The sequence below is a fragment of the Solwaraspora sp. WMMA2080 genome (assembly GCF_027497395.1).
Classification (GTDB): domain Bacteria; phylum Actinomycetota; class Actinomycetes; order Mycobacteriales; family Micromonosporaceae; genus Micromonospora_E.
Genome location: NZ_CP114910.1, coordinates 639,881 through 660,011 on the forward strand (window position 1 = coordinate 639,881; position 20,131 = coordinate 660,011).

Below are 20,131 nucleotides of genomic sequence, written 5' to 3' on the forward strand. Positions count from 1 at the left end.
GGCGGCCGCGTTGTCGCGGACACCGACGAGGAGGGAAGGCTGGGCCACCTCGCCATGCTGCCGGGTGCCGTCGGTCCACCCTGCCCCGGGGTACCCAACGGCAACATCGGGAGTCTGGATCCAAGTCCACGGATCTACTGTCTGTCCGTCCGATGTGACCTGAGTCACCGGATTGTTTCGGCGGATCTGGCCATGTTGCCGGTTGCCGTCGGAAGCCGGGCAGTTGCCCTGGTTCTGCCCGCACCGGGTTGGCGTTATTGGTCGACAGAGTTCACACGGTCGTAACTGATCGCCGCTAAGTTTCTCCGAAGAGTGACATTGATTGATGCGGAATATTCGCTCTGAGCTGCCGCAACGGTGGATCCTCCGGCGGTCAGCATCGAATCCGGGACCACTGCTCACGAAGCGGGAGTCTGATGAGTACTGCAGTCGACATGCGTGACCTGGTGATCGCCTACACCCCCTGCGGCGAGGTCGAGTCGAGCCCACGCATCGCCAGCGCGGTCCGCCGGGGCGGCGGCACCGGCGTGCTCGACCTGGCCGGAACCCGGCCACAGGTCCTGCGCGCAGTGGAGCAGCTGGCCGCCTGGTCGGACGGACCCATCGCGGTCCGCGTCCCGGCGAGCTGTCCGGCCTCGGTGGACGACGTCGAACGGCTCGCCCCCGGCCAGATGGAGCTGGTGGTCGTCACTGGCGAGCTGCCGTGGGACCTGTCCGGACTGGTGACCCGTTACCGCGTACTCGCCGAGGTGACCAGCCTCGCCGCGGCCCGGACCGCGGCGGCGGCGGGTGTGCACGGGCTGATCGCCTGCGGCATGGAGTCCGGTGGTGAGGTCGGCGAGCTGAGCACCTTCGTCCTCGTCCAGCAACTCACCGCCGCCGACCTGGGCGTACCGGTCTGGGCGCTGGGTGGGATCGGGCCCTACACGGCGGCCGCCTGCGTGCTGGGCGGTGCCGCTGGCGTGGTGCTGGACAACCAGCTCGCCCTGATGCCCGAGTCGGACCTGCCGGCCGACGTACTGGCCGCGATCCGGCGGATGGACGGCTCGGAGAGCGTCCTGGTCGACGGCTACCGGGGGATCCCACGGGCTCCGCGCCGGCCGGGCGCGGCCGGTGTCCCCGCCCGCGCCGACCTGCTGCCGGTCGGCCAGGACGGCTGGCTGGCCGCCGAGTTCGCCGGCCGCTGGTCCGACACCGCGGCCGCGGTCCGTGGCATCCGCGAGGCGATCGTCGACGCGGCGACCGACGGCGCGGCGGCCGAGGTACTGCGCCCCGGCGGTCCGTTGGCCCGGGACCTCGGACTGCGGGTGCCGGTCGCGCAGGGCCCGATGACCCGGGTCAGCGACGAGGCCGGCTTCGCCGCCGCGGTCGCCGCCGACGGGGCGCTGCCGTTCATCGCGCTGGCACTGGCCACCGCCGAACGCACCGAGGAGATGCTCACCGACACCGCCGCCCGTATCGACGGACGGCCCTGGGGCGTCGGTGTGCTCGGCTTCGCGCCCGAGGAGATCCGTGCCGCCCAGCTCGACGTGATCCGGCGGATCCGCCCGGACTTCGCCATCATCGCCGGCGGCCGCCCACCACAGGCCAAGGAACTGGAACGGGAAGGGATCCGGACCTTCCTGCACGTGCCGTCACCGGGGCTGCTGCGCCAGTTCCTGCGCTCCGGTGCCCGCCGGTTCATCTTCGAAGGCGCCGAGTGCGGCGGCCACATCGGCCCCCGGGCCAGTTTTCCGCTGTGGGAGGCGCAGCTCGCCGTACTGGCCGAGCACCTGGCCGGCGCGACGCCGGAAGAGGCGGCCGAGATCCAGGTCTTCTTCGCCGGCGGCATCCACGACGACCGGTCGGCGGCCATGATCGCCGCGATGGTCGCCCCGCTGACCCGGCGAGGCGTGCGGGTAGGGGTGCTGATGGGCACCGCCTACCTGTTCACCGCCGAGGCCGTCGCGCACGGCGCGATCCAACCCACCTTCGCCCGGATGGCCCGGGAAGCGACCCGGACCGCGTTGCTGGAGACCGCACCCGGGCACGTGACCCGGTGCCTGCAGAGCGACTTCGTGGACGACTTCCATGCGCTGCGGGTCGAGCTCGAGTCCGCCGGCCTGGAGAACCGCCAGGTGTGGGAGCACCTCGAGCTGCTCAACGTGGGCCGGCTGCGGATCGCCAGCAAGGGCAAGCGACGCGACGGCGACGCGCTGGTGGACGTCGACGAGGCGGCCCAGCTCAGCGAGGGCATGTTCATGGCCGGTCAGGTCGCGGTGCTGCGGGAACAGGAGACCACCGTCGCGGCGCTGCACGGTACGGTCACCGACCAGGCGGTCGCCTTCCACACCGCCCGGTCCGAGCGGCTGCGGGCCGACTGGACCCCGGCCGAGCCGGCGGAGTCGGCGGAGCCGCTGGACATCGCCATCGTCGGCATGGCCTGCATGCTGCCGAAATCGCCGGACCTCGCCGCGTTCTGGCGTACCGTGCTGGACGGCGCCGATGCCGTCACCGAGGTGCCACCGCACCGGTGGAACCCGGACATCTACTACGCGCCCGAGGTCGGTCCCGGTCAGACCGGCCGGTACAGCGTCTCGAAGTGGGGCGGGTTCCTCGCCGAGGTGCCGTTCGACGCCATCGGGTACGGGATTCCACCGTCCGCCCTGGCCAGCATCGACCCCACCCAGCTGCTGGCCCTGGAGGTCTCCCAGCGGGCCCTCGTCGACGCCGGCTACACCCCGGGCCGCGACGGGGTGGACCACTCCCGCACCGGGGTGATCTTCGGAGCCGAGGCCGGCAGCGACATGGGGCACGCGCAGACGCTGCGGACCATGCTGCCGGCCTACCTGCCGGAGGTTCCCGGAGAGCTGGACGAGCAACTGCCGACCGTCACCGAGGACTCGTTCCCCGGCATCCTGGCCAACGTCATCGCCGGTCGGGTCGCCAACCGGCTCGACCTGGGCGGCCCCAACTACACCGTCGACGCGGCCTGCGCCTCGTCGCTGGCGGCCATGGACGCCGCCTGCAAGGAACTCGCCAGCGGCGGCAGCGACCTGATGATCTGCGGTGGCGCCGACCTGCACAACGGCATCAACGACTACCTCATGTTCACCTCGGCGCACGCGCTGTCTCCGACCGGGCGGTGCCGTTCGTTCGACAGCGCCGGTGACGGCATCGCGCTCGGCGAGGGCGTCGCCGCCGTCGTGCTCAAGCGACTGTCCGACGCGCAGCGCGACGGTGACCGCGTCTACGCGGTGATCAAAGGGCTCGGCGGGTCCAGCGACGGACGGGCCCTGGGCCTGACCGCGCCCCGGGCAGCCGGCCAGCGGCGGGCCCTGGACCGCGCGTACCGGCAGGCCGGGGTGTCGCCGGCGCAGGTCGGCCTGATCGAAGCACACGGCACCGGCACGGTGGTCGGCGACCGTACCGAGCTGGAGACGCTGACCACGGTGTTCAGCGAGGCGGGTGCCACGCCCGGCAGCTGCACTCTCGGGTCGGTCAAGTCGCAGATCGGGCACACCAAGTGCGTCGCCGGTCTGGCCGGTCTGATCAAGGCGACCCTCGCGCTGTACACCGGGGTCCGGCCACCGACCCTGCACGTGACCCGACCCAACCCGGCCTGGCACCCCGACCGGAGCCCGTTCGCCTTCGAGACCTCGGCGCGGCCGTGGGCGGCACCGGCCAGCGAACGCGTCGCCGGGGTCAGCGCCTTCGGGTTCGGTGGCACCAACTTCCACGCGGTGCTCAGCGCCTACGCCGACGCACCCGAACCGCGACACGCACGCGACGAATGGCCGGCCGAGCTGTTCTGCTTCCGGGCCGGCGACCGGGCCGGCACGCACCAGGCGATGCGGGCGCTGCTGGGCACCATCGACACCCGCGACGCGCTGGGCCGACGTTGGCGGTTGCGTGACCTCGCCGCCGCCCAGTCCCGCCAGGCTGAGAACCGGTCCGGCCCGGTGCAGGTCGCCATCGTCGCCAGCGACCTCGACGACCTGGCCGGACTGCTGCACCGGGCGATCGCCGGTGAGCACGATCCGGCGCGCGGGCTGTTCCAGCCGGCTGAGCCACCGGGCGCGGGCGGCAAGGTCGCCTTCCTCTTCCCGGGCCAGGGCAGCCAGCGCCCGGGCGCACTGGCCGACCTGTTCGTCAGCTTTCCCGAGCTGCGGCGGTTCCTGGACATCGGCCGCGACTACGTCGAACCGCTCTTCCCCCCGGCCGCGTTCGACCCCGAGTACGACCGGGGTCAACAGGACCGGGTCCGGGACACCCGGATCGCCCAGCCGGTGCTCGGCATCGGTGGGCTCGCCGTGCATCACCTGCTCGGTCGGCTGAACGTTCGGCCGGACCTGGCCGGCGGGCACAGCTACGGCGAACTGGTGGCGCTGTGCGTCGCCGGTGCCTTCGAGGACCGGACACTGCTCGAGCTGAGCCGCGAGCGCGCCGACGCCATCCTGGCGGCCGCCGGCGCCGATCCCGGCACGATGGCCGCGGTGGCGGCCACCGCCGAGCAGATCGGTGAGGTGCTGTCCGGCGCCGGGCTGGCCGGTGAGGTGGTGCTCGCCAACCACAACGGCCCGCAGCAGGTGGTGATCTCCGGCCCGACCCCGGCGGTGCGACGCGCGGTGTCCGTACTCAAGGAGAAGGGTCTGTCCGCCCGGCCGATCGCGGTGGCCTGTGCCTTCCACAGCCCGGTGGTCGCCGACGGGGTCACCGCCTTCAGATCCACCCTCGACGGGCATCCGGTGGCCGCACCCACCGTTCCCGTCTGGTCGAACAGGACCGCCCAGCCCTACCCGGGTGGTGCGGACCAGATCCGCGACGAACTCGCCGCGCAGATCGGTGCCCCGGTGCGGTTCGTCGACCAGATCGAAGCGATGTACGCCGCCGGGGCCCGCGTCTTCGTCGAAGCCGGCCCTGGCCAGGTACTCACCCGCCTGGTCGACGCCGTCCTGGGTGAGCGCCCGCACGTGGCGGTCGCCTGCGACGGTCGGCGGGCGGACGGACTGCGTGGTTTTCTCTGCGCCGTCGCCGAACTGGCCTGCGCCGGGGTTCCGGTGCAGACCGACTGGCTCTACCGCGGCCGGCGAGTCGCCGAGATCGCACCCGCTCCGCCGTCTCCCCGTCCGGTCTGGACGGTCGACGGTCAGCTGGTTCGCGACCAGCATGGCCGGCCGCTGCCCGGCGGCATGACGCCTCCCCGACAAATCAAGGAGCTGTCGATGAGTGCATCCACCGAGGCCGGAAACGGTCGTGGTCTCGGCAACGTGTCCGGAAACGATCCCGGCAACGACGTGGCGCATGTGTCCGGTAACGGCAACGGGGTCGCGCATGTGTCCGGCAACGGCAACGGACATGGCAACGGCAACGGGATCAGCCCTCTTACGTCTGCCGGTGCCCGGCACGTGCCCACAGCAGGCTACCGGGACGGGCGCGACGAACTGATCAGCGAATTCCTACGGACGAGCCGGGAACTGATCGCCTCTCAGCGGGACGTGATGCTGGCGTACTTCGGGGAGCGGCCACCAGCCGGCAACGGGTGGGCCGAGGCCGGAGTGTACCCGTCGATGATGGCCCAGCCGGCGATCGCCGCGCCGAGTAGCTACCCAGAGGTGGTCGTGCCGACCAGCACGCCCCCGGCGACCGACGTTGCGGCCATCCCGGCGTCGCCTGCCGAGACGACGGCTTCGGCGGCACCCGCCGTACAGGCTGCTCCGGCGGCACCCGCTGTCCAGCCCACCCCGGTGGTGCGCGAGTACGTGCCAGCGGAGCCGGCGGTCCGCGAAGCCGTCACCGCGCCGGTGACGGCCCCGACGGAGCCTGCGCCGAAGGCGAAGGTGACCGCGACGGTCGCGGTGCGGCCGGCGGCGTCGGTGGGGGTGGCGCAGTTCCAGGAGGCGATCCTGGAGGTGTTGAGTGAGCGGACCGGGTATCCGGTGGATCTGATCGAGTTGGATCTGGATCTTGAGGCGGATCTGAGTATCGATTCGATCAAGCGGGCTGAGGTTGCTGGTGAGGTGGCGACCCGGTTGCGGTTGTCGGTGGATGGTGACGAGTCGGAGTTGGAGGAGCTGGTTCGGGCGCGGACGGTGCGCACGATGGTGGCGTGGTTGGCCGAGAAGATGGCGGCCGTACCCGCGACTGCCGAACCGGCCGCGTCGGTGACCGCACCGAGCCCGGTGCCTGCCGTCACGGCGTCTGCGGCGTCCGCGTCGGTGTCTGCGGCGTCGGTGTCGTCTCCGGCTGCCGGATCGGTGGGGGTGGCGCAGTTCCAGGAGGCGATCCTGGAGGTGTTGAGTGAGCGGACCGGGTATCCGGTGGATCTGATCGAGTTGGATCTGGATCTTGAGGCGGATCTGAGTATCGATTCGATCAAGCGGGCTGAGGTTGCTGGTGAGGTGGCGACCCGGTTGCGGTTGTCGGTGGATGGTGACGAGTCGGAGTTGGAGGAGCTGGTTCGGGCGCGGACGGTGCGCACGATGGTGGCGTGGTTGGCCGAGAAGATGGCGGCTGATCAGACACCCGAGGCGGCGCCCGCGGCTCCTGCGGCGCAGCGGGCTGGGTCCGGCCCGGACAACGGTACGGCCCCACGTCGACTCGTCGCCCGGCCGGTTCCCGCCACCGGCGCGGTCGTCGCGCCGGAGGCGCTCGCCGGTGCCCGGTTCCTGATCACCGGCGGGTCGCCCGCCCTGGCACCGCTGGCCGAGCAGCTCGCCCAGCACGGCGCGGCAGGCGCCACCGGCTCGATCCACTCCGGTGAGTCGGACCAGACGGCCGGCTACGACGGCGTGATCATCCTGGACGGGCTGAGTGACAGCGGCGGACCGCTGCTGCCCGGCATCTTCCCGTTCATCAAGCAGGCCCTTGCGGCGGGTGTGCGGTGGCTGATCGCCGCCGGCACCGCCGGTGCGCGTACCGACGGATTCGCCGGCCTGTTCCGGACCATCCAACGCGAGTACCCGCAGGTCTCGGTGACCTATCTGGAGGTACCGGCAGGCGCCGACCACAATCAGCTTGCCACCGGCCTGGTCACCGAACTGCTCAGTGGCGGACAGACCCCGATCGTCACCTGGTCGGCGACCGGCCGGCAGACCGTCGACTTGGCCGCGGTCGATCTCGGCCCGCTCGCTGCGGGCGGTGCCGGACCGGCCGGTGACGGCGTCGCGGAGACCCAGGCGATCGGTCTGGACCAGGACTCGGTCGTGGTGCTCGTCGGTGGTGCCCGGGGCATCACCCCATGGTTCGCCCGTACCTTGGCCGCCGCCAGCCGATGCCGCATCGAGCTGGTCGGCCGTACCCCACTGTCGCAGGAGGCGGAGTCCCCGGCGCTGGCCGCCGCGGTGGACAAGCCGGCGTTGCGGGCCGCCCTGGTCGCCCAGGGGATGCGCGCACCGGCGGAGATCGACCGTACGGCCACCGCGATCCTGGCCGCACGCGAGGTTCGCGCGACCCTGGAGGAGCTGCGGGAACTCGGCAGCCAGGTGCGCTACCACAGCCTCGACGTCACCGACGCCGACGCCACCCGGCAACTGCTCAAGGAGATCCACGGCGAGCACGGCCGGATCGACGGTCTGGTCTACGCGGCCGGCCGGATCGAGGACAAGCTGATCGCGGAGAAGGATCCGGCGTCTTTCGACCGGGTGTTCCAGACAAAGATGCAGGGTGCGGTGACGGTGCTCGACGCGCTGCGCGACGGCGCCGATCCACGCTTCGTGGTGCTGTTCGGCAGCATCGCGGCCGCGTACGGCAACCGGGGTCAGAGCGACTACGCCGCCGCCAACGACGCGCTCGACCGGATCGGTGGCCGCTGGGCGGCCGGCACCGGGGTGCGCTGCGTGACCGTGCACTGGGGGCCGTGGGCGCCAGGCTCGGTGCACGGCGGGATGGTCAGCGCGGAACTGAGCCGGGAGTACGCCCGCCGGGGCATCGACCTGATCGATCCCGAGGAGGGCGCGCTGAGCCTGCTACGCGAGCTGGCCTGGGGCGACCCGGCGGTCACCTCGGTGGTCTACACCGCCTCGGGATGGTGAACCAGATGTCGGACCTGACTGACCCGCACCAGACGATCGCCATCGTCGGCATGGCGGCGTTGATGCCCGGAGCTCCCGACCTGGACGCCTACTGGCGCAACCTGGTCGACGGCGTCGACGCCATCACCGACGTGCCGGCGCACCGCTGGGACGAGGAGTTCTACGACCCCGACGAGGCGCACCGCCCCGATCGGATGTACTGCCGGCGTGGTGGGTTCGTCGACGACCACGCGAGCTTCGAGCCGCTGCGTTTCGGCATCATGCCGACCTCGATCGGTGACATCGAACCCGACCAGTTGATCACGCTGCAGGTGGCGGCCGCCGCCATCGACGACGCCGGTGGCCAGGACCGGCTGCCGGACCGGGACCGGATCGGCGTCCTGCTCGGCCGGGGCGGAATCCTGAGTCCGGCCCAGGCCCGCTACGCCCAGCGGGTCCGGATGTCCAGCCAGGTCATCGGCATCCTCAAGGAGCTCATCCCGGAGTTGCCGCCGGAGAGCCTCGACCGGGTCCGGCGCAAGTTCGATGAACGGCTCGGGCCGCAGCAGCCCGAGGGCACGATCGGATTGGTGCCCAACCTCGCCGCTTCCCGGGTGGCGAACCGGTTGAACCTGCGGGGTCCGTCGTACACCATCGACGCCGCGTGTGCCTCGTCGCTGATCGCGGTCGACCAGGGCATGACCGAACTGCGGGCCGGCCGGTTGGACGCGGTGCTCGCCGGCGGTGTGCACCACGTACACGACATCAGCTTCTGGTCGGTGTTCAGCCAGCTCCGGGCGCTGTCCCGGCAGGGTGAGATCCGTCCGTTCGACTCGTCGGCGGACGGTCTGCTGATCGGCGAGGGCACCGGGATCGTGGTGTTGAAGCGCCTGGCCGACGCGCTGGACGCCGGTGACCGGGTGTACGCGGTGATCAGCGGCAGCGGCGTGTCCAGCGACGGCCGCTCGGCGAGCATGTTCAACCCGGCGAGCAGCGGACAGTCGCTGGCCATCCGGCGGGCCTGGCAGTCCGCCGGGCTGGATCCGACGGCGCCGGACGCGCTCGGCCTGCTGGAGGCGCACGGCACCGGCACGCCGACCGGGGACGCCGCCGAACTGGTCACTGTCGCCGAGGTGTTCGGCGGTTACCAGGGCGGCCCACGGCCGGTGATCGGCTCGGTCAAGTCGATGATCGGGCACACCATGCCGGCGGCCGGGATCGCCGGCCTGATCAAGGCGACCCTCGCCGTGCACCGGGGCGTTCTGCCACCCACCCTGCACTGCGGGCAGCCCCGCGAGGAGATGGCCGCGACCCGGTTCGCGCCGATCGCCGCCGCCCAGCCGTGGGAGAGCGACGGACCACGCCGGGCCGGGGTCAACGCGTTCGGCTTCGGTGGGATCAACGCCCACGTGATCATCGAACAGCCGCCCTCCGCTCCGTCCGCCTGGGCTGCCGTGCCGAACGGCGCGGCCGGGCAGTCGGCCCGCTCGGCCAGCGTCGAGGTCGAGGAACCGGACCAGGTGCTGTGGCTGGCTGCCGACGACCCGGCCGGTCTCGCCGCGCTGCTGGACCGCGACGATTCGCTGGTACGGCGCGAGGGCACCGCGTTCGCCGACGGCCCGCATGCGCACGCCGCGCCGCCGTGCCGGATCGGGGTGGTGGATCCGACCGACAAGCGGCTGGCCACCGCCCGCCGCGCGGTGAGTCGGGGGGAGCCCTGGCGGGGTGCCCGGGACATCTGGTTCACCACGGCCCCGCTGCTGACCGCCGGCGGGAAGCTGGCGTTCGTGTTCCCCGGGCTGGAGGCCGAGTTCACGCCCCGTACCAGGGACCTGGCCGCGCACTTCGGGCTGGTGGACCGGGAGTGGTCCGCCGCCGATCTGGGCCGGCACGGTGCCGGTCTGATCGAAGTGGGCAAGTTCCTCGACGAGGTGCTCGGCCGGATCGGCATCCGGCCGGACGCGGTCGCCGGGCACAGCATCGGTGAGTGGTCCGCTGCGGCGGTGAGCGGGCAGGTCAGCACCACCGACATGGACGGTTTCCTCAAGTTGTTCGACGCCGACTCGGTGGCGGTGTCCGGCTATGTCTTCGCCGCCGTCGGTGCCGGTGCCGACCAGGTGACGCCGGCGCTCGGCGGCTATCCGGGAGTGGTCCTGTCCCACGACAACGCGCCCGCGCAGTCGGTGGTCAACGGCCCGGAGGAGCAGGTCGACCGCCTGGTCGACGAGCTACGTCGGCGCAACGTGCTGTGCCAGAAGCTGCCGTTCCGGTCGGCCTTCCACACTCCGGCGTTCGCCGACGGACTGAGGTCGATCGGGGTCGCCCTGCAGTCCTGGCGGGTGCATCCGACCACGGTGCCGGTCTGGTCGGCGACCCTGGCGGCGCCGTTCCCCACCGACGAGCAGCAGGTCAACCAGATCTTCGTCCGGCACATGATGGAGCCGGTCTGGTTCCGGCAGTTGACCGCCGCGATGTACGACGCCGGGTTCCGGGTCTTCCTACAGGTCGGCGCGGGACAGTTGGCGTCGTTGGTCAGCGACAACCTGCGCGGGCGGGATCATCTCGCCATGCCGGTCAACGTGGGTCACCGTACCGGTCTCGACCAGTTGCGCCGGGTGGCCACCGCGCTGTGGGTGGAGGGCGCGGCACCGGACCTGCGGGCGCTGCGATCACCCGCTGCGGCCGCGCCGGCACCGGCCGCCCCGGCGGCACCACCGCGCCGGGGGCCGAAGATCCAACTGGACCTGGGTGGCCCGTTGGTGCGCCTCGGGCCGGGTGCCGACACCCTGCTCGGCCTGGCCGACCTGTCGTCACACCGGCCGTCCGGTACGCCGGTCGCCGAGGCCCAACCGTCGGCTGCCGCGGCGGCGCAGGACACATCCGCACCGCCGGCTGAGCCCCGACCGCCTGCTGCACCCCGGCCACCGGCTGGGCCCCGGCCGCCGGCTCACGCCGAATCGTCGGCAGAATCCGAGCAGTCGGCCGCCGCCCAGCAGTCGGCCGTCACCGAGCCGCCGGCCAATTCGCTCACCGCGTTGCACCGGCTCGCCGGCCGGTCCAAGGCGGCCGCCGAGCTCGCCGCGCTGCTGCGGGACACCGCGGACGGCGCGGTGACCGTGCTGGACGCCGCCACTCGACCCGCCAGCCCGGCTCCGGTGTCCCCGGCCGCGCCGGCCCGGCCGGTCGCCGCACCGCCAGCTGACGTCCGGCCGGTCACCGTACCGGCCGTAGTCGGGCCGACCACGGCGGCGCCGACGCCGAAGGCCGTCCCGCCGCCCCGCACCGAGATCGCCCGGACCACGTTGCGGGTCTCCGTGCAGACCATGCCGTACCTGCTCGACCACTGCTTCTTCGTGCAGCCGGACGACTGGCCGAACCCGGAGGACCGGTGGCCGGTGGTGCCGGCGACGACCGTCGTACAGCACATGATGGACGCCGTCGCGCAGGCCGTCCCCGGTCTGCGGGTGGTCGGCGTGCGCGACGCCCGGTTCAACCGGTGGACCATCGCGGCACCGGCGCAGGACGTCGAGATCGTCGTCCGGTCTGCCGGCCCGGACTCGTACGCGGTGAACTTCGGCAGCTTCGCCCGGGCGACGGTCGACGTCGCCGCCGACTATCCGGCCCCGGTGAGCGCACCGTGGACCCACGACCCGGCCACCGAGACCGCTCCCCGGATCAGCGCCGAGGAGATGTACGCGGAGCGGCTGATGTTCCACGGCCCCCAGTTCCACGGGGTGACCACGGTGCACGCCCTCGGCGAGATGCACGTACGCGGCGTGGTCACCGCGCCCGTCCCGCCGGGCGCCCTGCTGGACAATGCCCTGCAGCTGATCGGGAACTGGCTCATCACCACCCAGCCGATGCGTACCGTGGCGCTGCCGGTGGGTCTCGGCCACGTCCGGTTCTTCGGCCCGCCGCCCGCGCCCGGCACGGCGTTCGAGTGCGTCGCCCGGGTTCGTTCGATCGACGACGCTCAACTGGTCGCGGACACCCAGCTGTCCGTCGACGGCCGGGTCTGGGCGCAGATCGACGGCGCGGTCGACCGTCGATTCGACAGCCATCCGCAGGCACGGCCGGCGGAACGGTTCCCGGAACGTCACCCGATGTCGGTGCGTCAGCCGGAAGGGTGGACCGCGGTGTTCGACTGCTGGACCGATCTGGTCACCCAGTCGATGGCCGCCCGGGGCATCCTCGGCACCGCCGCGTCAGTCGACTACGAGCGGCAGCCGGGGAAGACCCGCAAGCAGTGGCTGCTCGGTCGGATCGCGGCGAAGGACGCGGTGCGGTTCCGGCAGTGGGACGCCGGGCACACCGACGTGTACCCGATCGAGTTGACCATCGCCAACGACCCGAACGGTCGGCCACGTGCCGATCTGCGTCCCGACCGGGATCTGCGGGAATGCGACCTGTCCCTGGCACACTGCGCCGAAGCCGCCGTGGCGATCGCCGGCCCGGCCCGGTCGACGCCGGACGGCCCCGGCGTCGGTATCGACATCGTCGAGGTGACCGACCGGCCGGACAGCACGGTCGACTACGCCCTGTCCGGTGCGGAGGCCGCGTTGCTCGACCAGGTCAGCGCCGGCGGTGACCGGCGGTTCTGGTTCGCCTGTTTCTGGGCGGCCAAGGAGGCTGCCGGTAAGGCAGAGGGGACCGGGCTGGATGGAGCGCCCCGCCGGCTACGGGTGGTCGCCGTCGACGCCGGCACCCTGCTGGTCGAGGTCCCCTCCGGCAGGTCCTACCGGGTCACCTGCCGGAGCCTGGAGAACCCGCCCGACCTGCCGCAGCGGCGCTACGTCGTGGGGTGGACCTGGGGCCCGGAACCCGCCCGGTAAGCGGCGAACCCAGCCCCGATTGACCTGCCGAGAAAAGCCGATCGACGTCCTGACAAGGAGACCCGCATCATGCCAGCCGACCACGACACCATCCTGACGGAGATCTCGCAGATGCTGCGCGCGGTGCTGCCCGGCATCGATCCGGACGAGGAGATCACGATGGACACCAGCTTCCGTGACGACCTGGAGATGGAGAGCATCGACGTCATCTCGCTCGCCGGGCGGCTGCAGGCCCGGTACGGCGACTCGGTCAACTTCGCCCAGTTCGTCGCGGGGCTCGACGTGGACTCGCTGCGCGCGTTGCGGGTCGGCGAGCTGGTCGAGCACATCTCCGCCGCGCTGGACGGCCCGCCGGCCAGCGTGGCGCAGGTGGCCGGCCAGTGACGATGATCCAGGTCAACGGCCTGGTGACGCATGTCCAGGAACTCCCACCGGTGGCTGCCGACGCTGCCGCCGGGGGAGTGGCCGCAGCAGCGGCGGCCGGTCCGGGTGGCGGTCCGGCGGCCGGTCCGGCAGCCGAAGCTACGGCCGGCCGGCCGGTCGCGGTCCTGGTTCACGGTATCGGGCCGGACAGCCTGGCCAGCTGGTATCTCAGCCTGGCGCATCCACTGGCCGACGCCGGCTTCCGGGTGATCATGTACGACCTGCGGGGCCATGGACGGACCGAGCGGCCGCCGACCGGCTACCGGATGGACGACCTGGTCGAGGACCTGGCCGCGCTGCTGGACCGGCTCGGTGTCGACACACCGGTGCATCTGCTGGGCAACTCGCTGGGCGGATCCATCGCCTTCGGGTACGCGGCCCGGCATCCGGACCGGGTCGCCTCGCTGGTCGCGGTGGAGTCGGCCCCGGCCACCGCCCAGTGGCTCGCCCGGGTGGGCCGGCAACTGGTCCGGGCCGCGCAGCCCGACGGCGACGGTGATTCGCTGTTGGCCACCCGTGGGGGTGAGCGGGGCGCCCGCTACACGGCGGCGGTCCGCCGGCTCGTCGCCACCACCACCGCCGGCCGGGACCTGCCGGCCAGCACACCCGCCGACCCGGCCGCGGTACGGGCGATCACCTGCCCGGTGCTCGGCGTCTTCGGTGGCGACTCGTCCGCCGCCGATCTGGCGCCGGCACTGGTCGAACTGCTGCCGCAGACCGAGCTGGTGGTGGTCCCCGGGCACCGGCACGCGGTGCTGGTCACCGCCCGCGACCAGGTCCGGCGCCAGGTGTTGCCCTGGCTTGCCCGGCAAATCGCCGACACCGGTCAGCCCGCCCTGCACGGCTGACGTCGTCGTTTTCACCAGGAGGTTTCGATGCAGTTCGAGGCGCCCGGACGGGCGATCATCATCAGCAGCGGGCGGTGTGGTTCCACCCTGCTGTCCGACCTGATCGTCGAGGAGCCGGCGACCCTGTCCGTCCAGGAGTTCTTCATGGCCACCCCGTCGTGGGCGAAGGCCGGCGAGCCGATCACCGGGGCGGCGTACTGGCAGGTGCTGAGCAGCCCGAAGCCGGAGCTTGCCACGCTGTTCGCCATCGGCCTGCCGCCGAAGGAGGTGCGCTATCCGGCGGACGGCAGGTGGGCCGGCAACCTGACCGAGCTGCCGCAGTTGCTGGCGATCACCCTGCCGAAGCTCACCGACGATCCGGACGGCCTGTTCGACCAGCTCGCCGGCCAGGTGCCGGATTTCCCGGAGCAGCCGTTCGTCGACCACCACCGGATGTTCCTGGACCTGCTCACCCGGTTGACCGGCAAGCAACGCTGGGTGGAGCGGTCCGGCGGGTCCAGCCAGATCGCCCCGCATCTGCTGCGGTCGTTCCCGGACACCCGGATCGTCTATCTGACCCGCAACTGGGCGGACACCGCGCGGTCGATGAGCCGGCACTCGTCGTTCCAGCTGATCCAGCTGCGGCTGGAGTTCGTCTCCCGGTGCGGCGTGGACCCGTTTCGGATGGGTCCGGACCAGCAGGTGCCGGCGGAGCTCGAGCACCTGCTGCCCGGCCGGATCACCGCCGACCTGCTTCGCGAGCGGGGCGAGGACAGCACCCGCTACCTCGGGCTCTGTGCGTTCATGGCGGCGCAGGCCGAGCAGGCGCTCGCCGACAATCCGCCGGCGCACCTGCTCACCATGACCTACGAGGACCTGGTCGCCGACCCGGAGCCGCAGCTGGCCCGGCTCGGTGAGTTTCTGGAGTTCGACGACCCGTCCGGCTGGGCCCGACAGGTCGCCGGCCGGGTGGGCAAGGGTGGCGCGGTACGGCAGACCGCCACCGTGTGACCCGGAGACATCCCGCACCAGCCAATCACAGTAGAGGGAGAGAGTGTTTGATGCGTAGGTTGCGCCCATCCGCGAGCCGGTCGGTCGCCGCCGCCGTGCTCGCCGGGCTGCTTCTGGCCGCCGGTCCGGCCGCCGCCGCACCGGTGGCCGGTACCGAGTCGGCAGCCACCACCGACGGCAGGCACGGTGGACACCACGGCGGGACCCGCTACCAGAGCACCCTGTTGGCCAAGGCACCGGCCGACGAGTGTTTCGTCGACATCGGTGTCGACTACCCGGCCGGCCCGCCGTGTGAGGCCGGCCAGCCCAAGGTCAACCAGTCGTACGTCTGGGGGCTCACCCGCTACAAGCACCGGCTGTGGTTCGGCACTGGGGCCAACATCAACTGTATGACCAGCGGCAACAACTTGCGCAACACGGAGCCGACACGCAACGACGACTGGGTTTGCGAGTACGGTCAGAGCGAGATTGCCCGCCGCAACCCGCAGCTGCCACCGACCCTCGGCGACCACCGCACCCCCCGGCTCTACACGTATGACACGAAGAGCCGACAGATGACCGAACGCACCGATGCGGTCCGCGCCGCCTCAGCGGACGACGCGAACCGGTTGACCACGACCGCCGGTATCCGGGCGGCCGGAAACCACCGCGGCGTGGTGCTGCTCGGCGGTCCCGCGCTCGGTGCCACGCTCAACCTGTTTGCGTTCGACGCCGACACGGGCACATTCCTCGGCTCGCGCAACTTCACCGAGTACGGCAACATCCGGCATTTCCTTGTCGCCGACGGCGAGCTCTACACCGGCGTCGGGGTGGGGCCCAACGGCGGTGAACGCGGCCTCGTGCTGCGCTGGACAGGCAGCAAATCGGACCCGTTCAGTTTCACCGAGGTGGCGAACCTGCCGGCACAGGCGGTGGACCTGACCGTCCACCAGGGCCGAATCTTTGTCACCACCTGGGTCGGTGTGGAGGCCGACGTTGCCACGATGCCCGGTCCGGCGTCACCCACCGCGGACATCGCCGACATGCCGACGGCTGACGATCCGAGCCCGCCGAATGTCGCCGGGGTCTGGATGAGCCCGAAACTGTCTGACAACGGGCCGGGCCTGGACGGCCGCGACGCCGACGGGTGGACCCGGGTGTGGAGCGTGCTGGAGTACGAGCCGGATCCGATCATCGCCCGTACCTACGGGCTGGGTGGGCTCGCGTCCTACGGTGGCTACCTCTACTGGGGGACCATGCACGTGCCCTTCAAAGCGACGACGGTGCACCTGGCGGCGTACCCGCCGACCGACGAGCAGGGGGTACGGGACTCGGTGCGCAACACCCAGCGTGCCATCGGCATCTTCCGGGGCAGCTTCGGCCACCGTCATCACCACGGCCAGGGCCAGGGCGGTGGCGGCCACGGCGACCGGGTCGACCTGCTCTACGGCGCCAGTGAGCTACCGGCCTACGACCCGGTGGCCGGCGTCTGGGCCAGCACGTCGACCGGGTACACCCCGCTCTACGGGGCGTCCGGGTTCGACAACCCGACGCTCAACTACACCTGGAGGATGGTCGTCGCCGGTGGTCGGCTCTACGTCGGCACGATGGACTGGAGCTACCTGGCGAAGGAGCTGCAGCAGGAGGAGCCGGTGCCGCCGGCCGACGTCGCCCGTGGTGGTGACGACGATGAGGAGGAGGAGCTGGCCTTCGGCGCCGATCTCTGGGTCTTCGAGTCGCCACACCGGCCGGCCAAGATGGTGGACAACGCCGGGCTCGGGAACTACCTCAATTACGGCGTCCGTAGCATGGTGGTGGCCGGGTCCACGGTATACCTCGGTATGGCCAACCCGATGAATCTGCGGACAGATCCGACAGATGACGTCCCCGAGGGCGGCTGGGAGTTACTCAAGTTGACTCCGAAACACCACCACCACTAAGAGAAGCAGGTGAGCGATGTCGCGGTTCCGGCGCCGGTCGGCGGTTCTGGTCGTCACGGGGGTCCTCGGGACACTCGTCGCAGGCTGCACGTCGGCGCCGGACCCGGCACCGCCGACATCGGGCACCACCCCGCCGGCCACGGACGGCGGGGTGGTCGCTCCGGTCGACACCCCGCCGGTCGGCTCGTCGGCCGGGTCGATCACCGTCGACGGGCAGGAACGGACCTACCGGGTGTACCGCCCGGCCGACGTCGCCGAGAAGACGCCGGTGCCGGTCGTCGTCATGCTGCACGGCCTGCTCGGCAGCGGCCGGCAGGCCGAATCCTGGTACGGCTGGAACGCCGTCGCCGACCAGCACGGCTTCGTCGTGATCTACCCGGACTCCCGTAACCGGGCGTGGGCGGTGACCGAGGAGTGCTGTGGTGCCTCGGCCCGCGACGGTGTCGACGACGTGGGTTTCGTCCTCACCCTGGTGGAGTCGCTGGGTCAGCGGCTCGCCTTCGACCCCGACCGTCACTACCTCGCCGGCCTGTCCAACGGCGGCATGCTGGCGTACCGGATCGCCTGCGACAGTTCGACGTTCGCTGCGGTGACCGGGGTGGCGACGACCATGCTCGGCGACTGCCCGGCCCCGGAGCCGATCTCCGTGCTGCACATCCACGGCACCGGCGACGAGACGATCCCGTACACCGGCGGGCCGGGGCGCCGCGACGGTGCCGGCAACGGCCGGGTGCCGGACAAGGTCGACGGCCCCGCCGTGCCGGACCTGGTCGGCCGGTGGCGCCAGGTCGACGAGTGCGGTGCCGCGCGGACCGCCACTGAGGGGAGTGTCACCACCTCGGTGGCGGACTGTCCGGCCGGCCGGGGCGTCACCCTGATCACCATCGACGGCGCTGGGCATCAGTGGCCCGGCTCCGAGATGACCGCGGCGGGCCGGCTGCTCGGCCTGGACCAGCCCTCCACCGCACTGGACGCCACCGCGACCAGCTGGCAGTTCTTCGCCTCGCATCCCAGACCCGCCTGAGCAGGAGAGCAGATGTCCAGTACCGGCACCCACCCGTTGGTCGACGATCCGGCCGCCAATGCGGCATCAGCCGCCCCGGGACCGGCCGTCCAGCCCGGCTCCGGCCCGGCGGTCGAGGTCGTCGATCTGGTCAAGCGGTATCCGGGCCAGGACCGCAACGCCATCGACTCGCTGTCGTTCGCGGTCCGACCCGGCGAGGTCTTCGGCCTGCTCGGGCCCAACGGTGCCGGCAAGTCGACCACGGTGGGCGTGCTCACCACGACGATCCGGGCCAGCTCGGGCACGGCGCGGGTGGACGGCGTCAACGTCGTCCGGCACCCGGTGGCGGCCCGGACCCGGTTTGCCGTGGTACCGCAGTACAACAACCTGGACCGGGCGTTGACTCCCCGGCAGAACCTGCTCAGCCACGCCGCGTACCACGGGGTGCCCCGGGCCGAGCGGCGCCGCCGGGCCGACCGGCTGCTGACCGAGTTCGGGCTGGACAAGCAGGCCGACTCGCGGGTCGACTTCTTCTCCGGCGGGATGGCCCAGCGCCTGATGATCGCCCGGGCGCTGATGCACGACCCCCGGGTGGTCTTCCTCGACGAGCCGACCAATGGGCTGGAGCCGCAGGCCCGGCTGCTGATCCGGACCCGGATCCGGCAGCTGCGCGAGCGTGGGGTGACCGTCGTGCTGACCAGCCACGAGATGACCGAGGTGGCGGAGCTGGCCGACCGGGTGGCGATCGTCGACCACGGCCGGTTGCTCACCCTGGACACCCCGGCCAACCTGGTACGCGGCGTCGCCGGTCGGGCGGTGCTGGACCTTGCCCTGCGCCCCGGGCCGGGTGACGGTGCGACTGATCTGGTCGCCGCGCTCACCGCGCTCGACGGGGTCCGTACCGGGGAGGTCACCACCGGCGGCGCGGCTGTCCCCGCCCCGGCGGGTCGCGGCGGTCCGGGGCTCGCCGGGCTGGCCGCCGATCCGCGGATCGCGGCCCGGATCGCCGCGGCCAAGGCCGATCCGCGCAAGGCCGCGAAGCTCGCCGCGGCCCGCAACGATCCACGGTTCGCCGCGTTGTTCGCCGCCGCACCGGCCGCTGCGGCCGGCGGATCGGCGGGCGAGATCCGGCTGCGGCTGCACCTCGACGCCGACCCCGCCGCCGTGCTCGGTCCGGCGTTGACGGTGTTGACCGGCCGCGCGGCCCAGCTGACCGACGTGCACATCGGCAAGCCCGGCCTGGAGGACATCTTCCTGAGCCTGACCGGTAAGGAGATCCGTTGAGCCTGGCCGAGGTCACCCCCGTACCGTCGTCGGAGACCACCGTGCCGGCCGCGCCGCCGCGACCACCGGTGGCGCGGGCCTTCGGCGCGATCCTGTGGCGGGACCTGTTCGTCGCCGGCAAGGACATCTGGTTCGTCCTCGCGCAGGTGCTGATGACCCCGCTGTTCATGCTGTTCATCTTCACCCAGGTGCTGACCATGCAGGGCATCGTCGGCGCCGGGTTCGCCGACATCCTGCTGCCCGGTACGGTCGCCCTCGCCACCTTCACCACCGCGCTGCAGAGCGTGGCGGTGCCACTGGTCAAGGAGTTCGGCTTCACCCGGGAGATCGAGGACCGGCTGCTGTCGCCGCTACCGACGGCGCTGGTGGCGGTTGGCAAACTGATGGTCGCCACGCTTCGTGGTCTGTTTGCAGCGGCGGTTGTCTATCCGCTCGGCGCGCTGGTCGTCGGGTCCGCACCGGGCGGCTGGTCGGCGTTGCCACTGTCCCTGGTGGTGGTGCTGCTGGCCGGCTGGGTCGGCGCGGCCCTGGGCATGACCCTGGCGACGGTGCTGCCGTTGCAGCGCATCCAGGCCACCTTCTCGCTGTTCGTCACCCCGATCATCTGGACCGGGTGTGTGCACTATCCGTGGCAGCGGCTGGCCGAGATGCCATGGTTCCAGGTGGCGACTGCGGCGAACCCGATGACGTACGCGGCGGAGGCGCTCCGCGCGGCGATGGCACCGCACGTGACCCACCTGCCGGCGGGTCTGTGCCTGCTGGTCCTGTCAGGGGTCGCGGCAGCGGCCACCGCCGCCGCGTTGCGTGCCTTCGCCCGACGCGCCGTGCGGTGACGTCACGC

The 20,131-nt window shown here is 71.9% G+C and carries 9 protein-coding genes; all 9 read left to right on the plus strand.

Annotated features, from left to right (window positions below):
* The first annotated feature begins 416 nt into the window (after positions 1-416).
* The 9 genes from O7543_RS02880 (at position 417) to O7543_RS02920 (ending at position 20,123) form a co-directional block, all read left to right on the plus strand.
* Positions 417-8,012 carry a type I polyketide synthase gene (locus O7543_RS02880; protein WP_281555314.1) on the plus strand — a complete coding sequence of 2,532 codons (7,596 nt, stop codon included), beginning with the start codon at positions 417-419 and terminating at the stop codon, positions 8,010-8,012.
* Between the two features lie 5 nt (positions 8,013-8,017).
* Entirely contained in the window at positions 8,018-12,823 is a 4,806-nt protein-coding gene (locus O7543_RS02885; RefSeq protein ID WP_281555313.1) for a type I polyketide synthase, read from the plus strand.
* A gap of 69 nt (positions 12,824-12,892) precedes the next feature.
* Complete coding sequence (locus O7543_RS02890; protein ID WP_281555312.1) at positions 12,893-13,207, plus strand: acyl carrier protein; 315 nt, start codon at positions 12,893-12,895, stop codon at positions 13,205-13,207.
* Positions 13,208-13,209: 2 nt separating this feature from the next.
* Positions 13,210-14,094 carry an alpha/beta hydrolase gene (locus tag O7543_RS02895; RefSeq protein WP_281555605.1) on the plus strand — a complete coding sequence of 295 codons (885 nt, stop codon included), beginning with the start codon at positions 13,210-13,212 and terminating at the stop codon, positions 14,092-14,094.
* 27 nt (positions 14,095-14,121) lie between these two features.
* A complete protein-coding gene (locus O7543_RS02900; protein ID WP_281555311.1) occupies positions 14,122-15,084 on the plus strand; it encodes a sulfotransferase domain-containing protein in 963 nt (320 codons plus the stop codon).
* A gap of 50 nt (positions 15,085-15,134) precedes the next feature.
* Positions 15,135-17,003, plus strand: a complete 1,869-nt coding sequence (locus O7543_RS02905) for a hypothetical protein (RefSeq protein WP_281555310.1) — start codon at positions 15,135-15,137, stop codon at positions 17,001-17,003.
* Positions 17,004-17,019: 16 nt separating this feature from the next.
* On the plus strand, positions 17,020-18,027 hold the full coding sequence (locus O7543_RS02910) for an alpha/beta fold hydrolase (RefSeq protein WP_281555309.1): 1,008 nt from the start codon (positions 17,020-17,022) through the stop codon (positions 18,025-18,027).
* 12 nt (positions 18,028-18,039) lie between these two features.
* Positions 18,040-19,290, plus strand: coding sequence for an ABC transporter ATP-binding protein (locus tag O7543_RS02915; RefSeq protein WP_281555308.1), 1,251 nt, complete (start codon positions 18,040-18,042; stop codon positions 19,288-19,290).
* Positions 19,287-20,123, plus strand: a complete 837-nt coding sequence (locus O7543_RS02920) for an ABC transporter permease (protein ID WP_281555307.1) — start codon at positions 19,287-19,289, stop codon at positions 20,121-20,123. Before O7543_RS02915 ends, O7543_RS02920 begins: the two co-directional genes overlap by 4 nt.
* The last annotated feature ends 8 nt before the right edge of the window (positions 20,124-20,131 follow it).

Bases quoted from the DNA above. Each gene is read 5' to 3' on its own strand.
- O7543_RS02885 (WP_281555313.1), top strand. From the start codon at position 8,018: ATGTCGGACCTGACTGACCCGCACCAGACGATCGCCATCGTCGGCATG.
- O7543_RS02905 (WP_281555310.1), top strand. From the start codon at position 15,135: ATGCGTAGGTTGCGCCCATCCGCGAGCCGGTCGGTCGCCGCCGCCGTG.
- O7543_RS02900 (WP_281555311.1), top strand. From the start codon at position 14,122: ATGCAGTTCGAGGCGCCCGGACGGGCGATCATCATCAGCAGCGGGCGG.
- O7543_RS02915 (WP_281555308.1), top strand. From the start codon at position 18,040: ATGTCCAGTACCGGCACCCACCCGTTGGTCGACGATCCGGCCGCCAAT.
- O7543_RS02910 (WP_281555309.1), top strand. From the start codon at position 17,020: ATGTCGCGGTTCCGGCGCCGGTCGGCGGTTCTGGTCGTCACGGGGGTC.
- O7543_RS02880 (WP_281555314.1), top strand. From the start codon at position 417: ATGAGTACTGCAGTCGACATGCGTGACCTGGTGATCGCCTACACCCCC.
- O7543_RS02895 (WP_281555605.1), top strand. From the start codon at position 13,210: ATGATCCAGGTCAACGGCCTGGTGACGCATGTCCAGGAACTCCCACCG.
- O7543_RS02890 (WP_281555312.1), top strand. From the start codon at position 12,893: ATGCCAGCCGACCACGACACCATCCTGACGGAGATCTCGCAGATGCTG.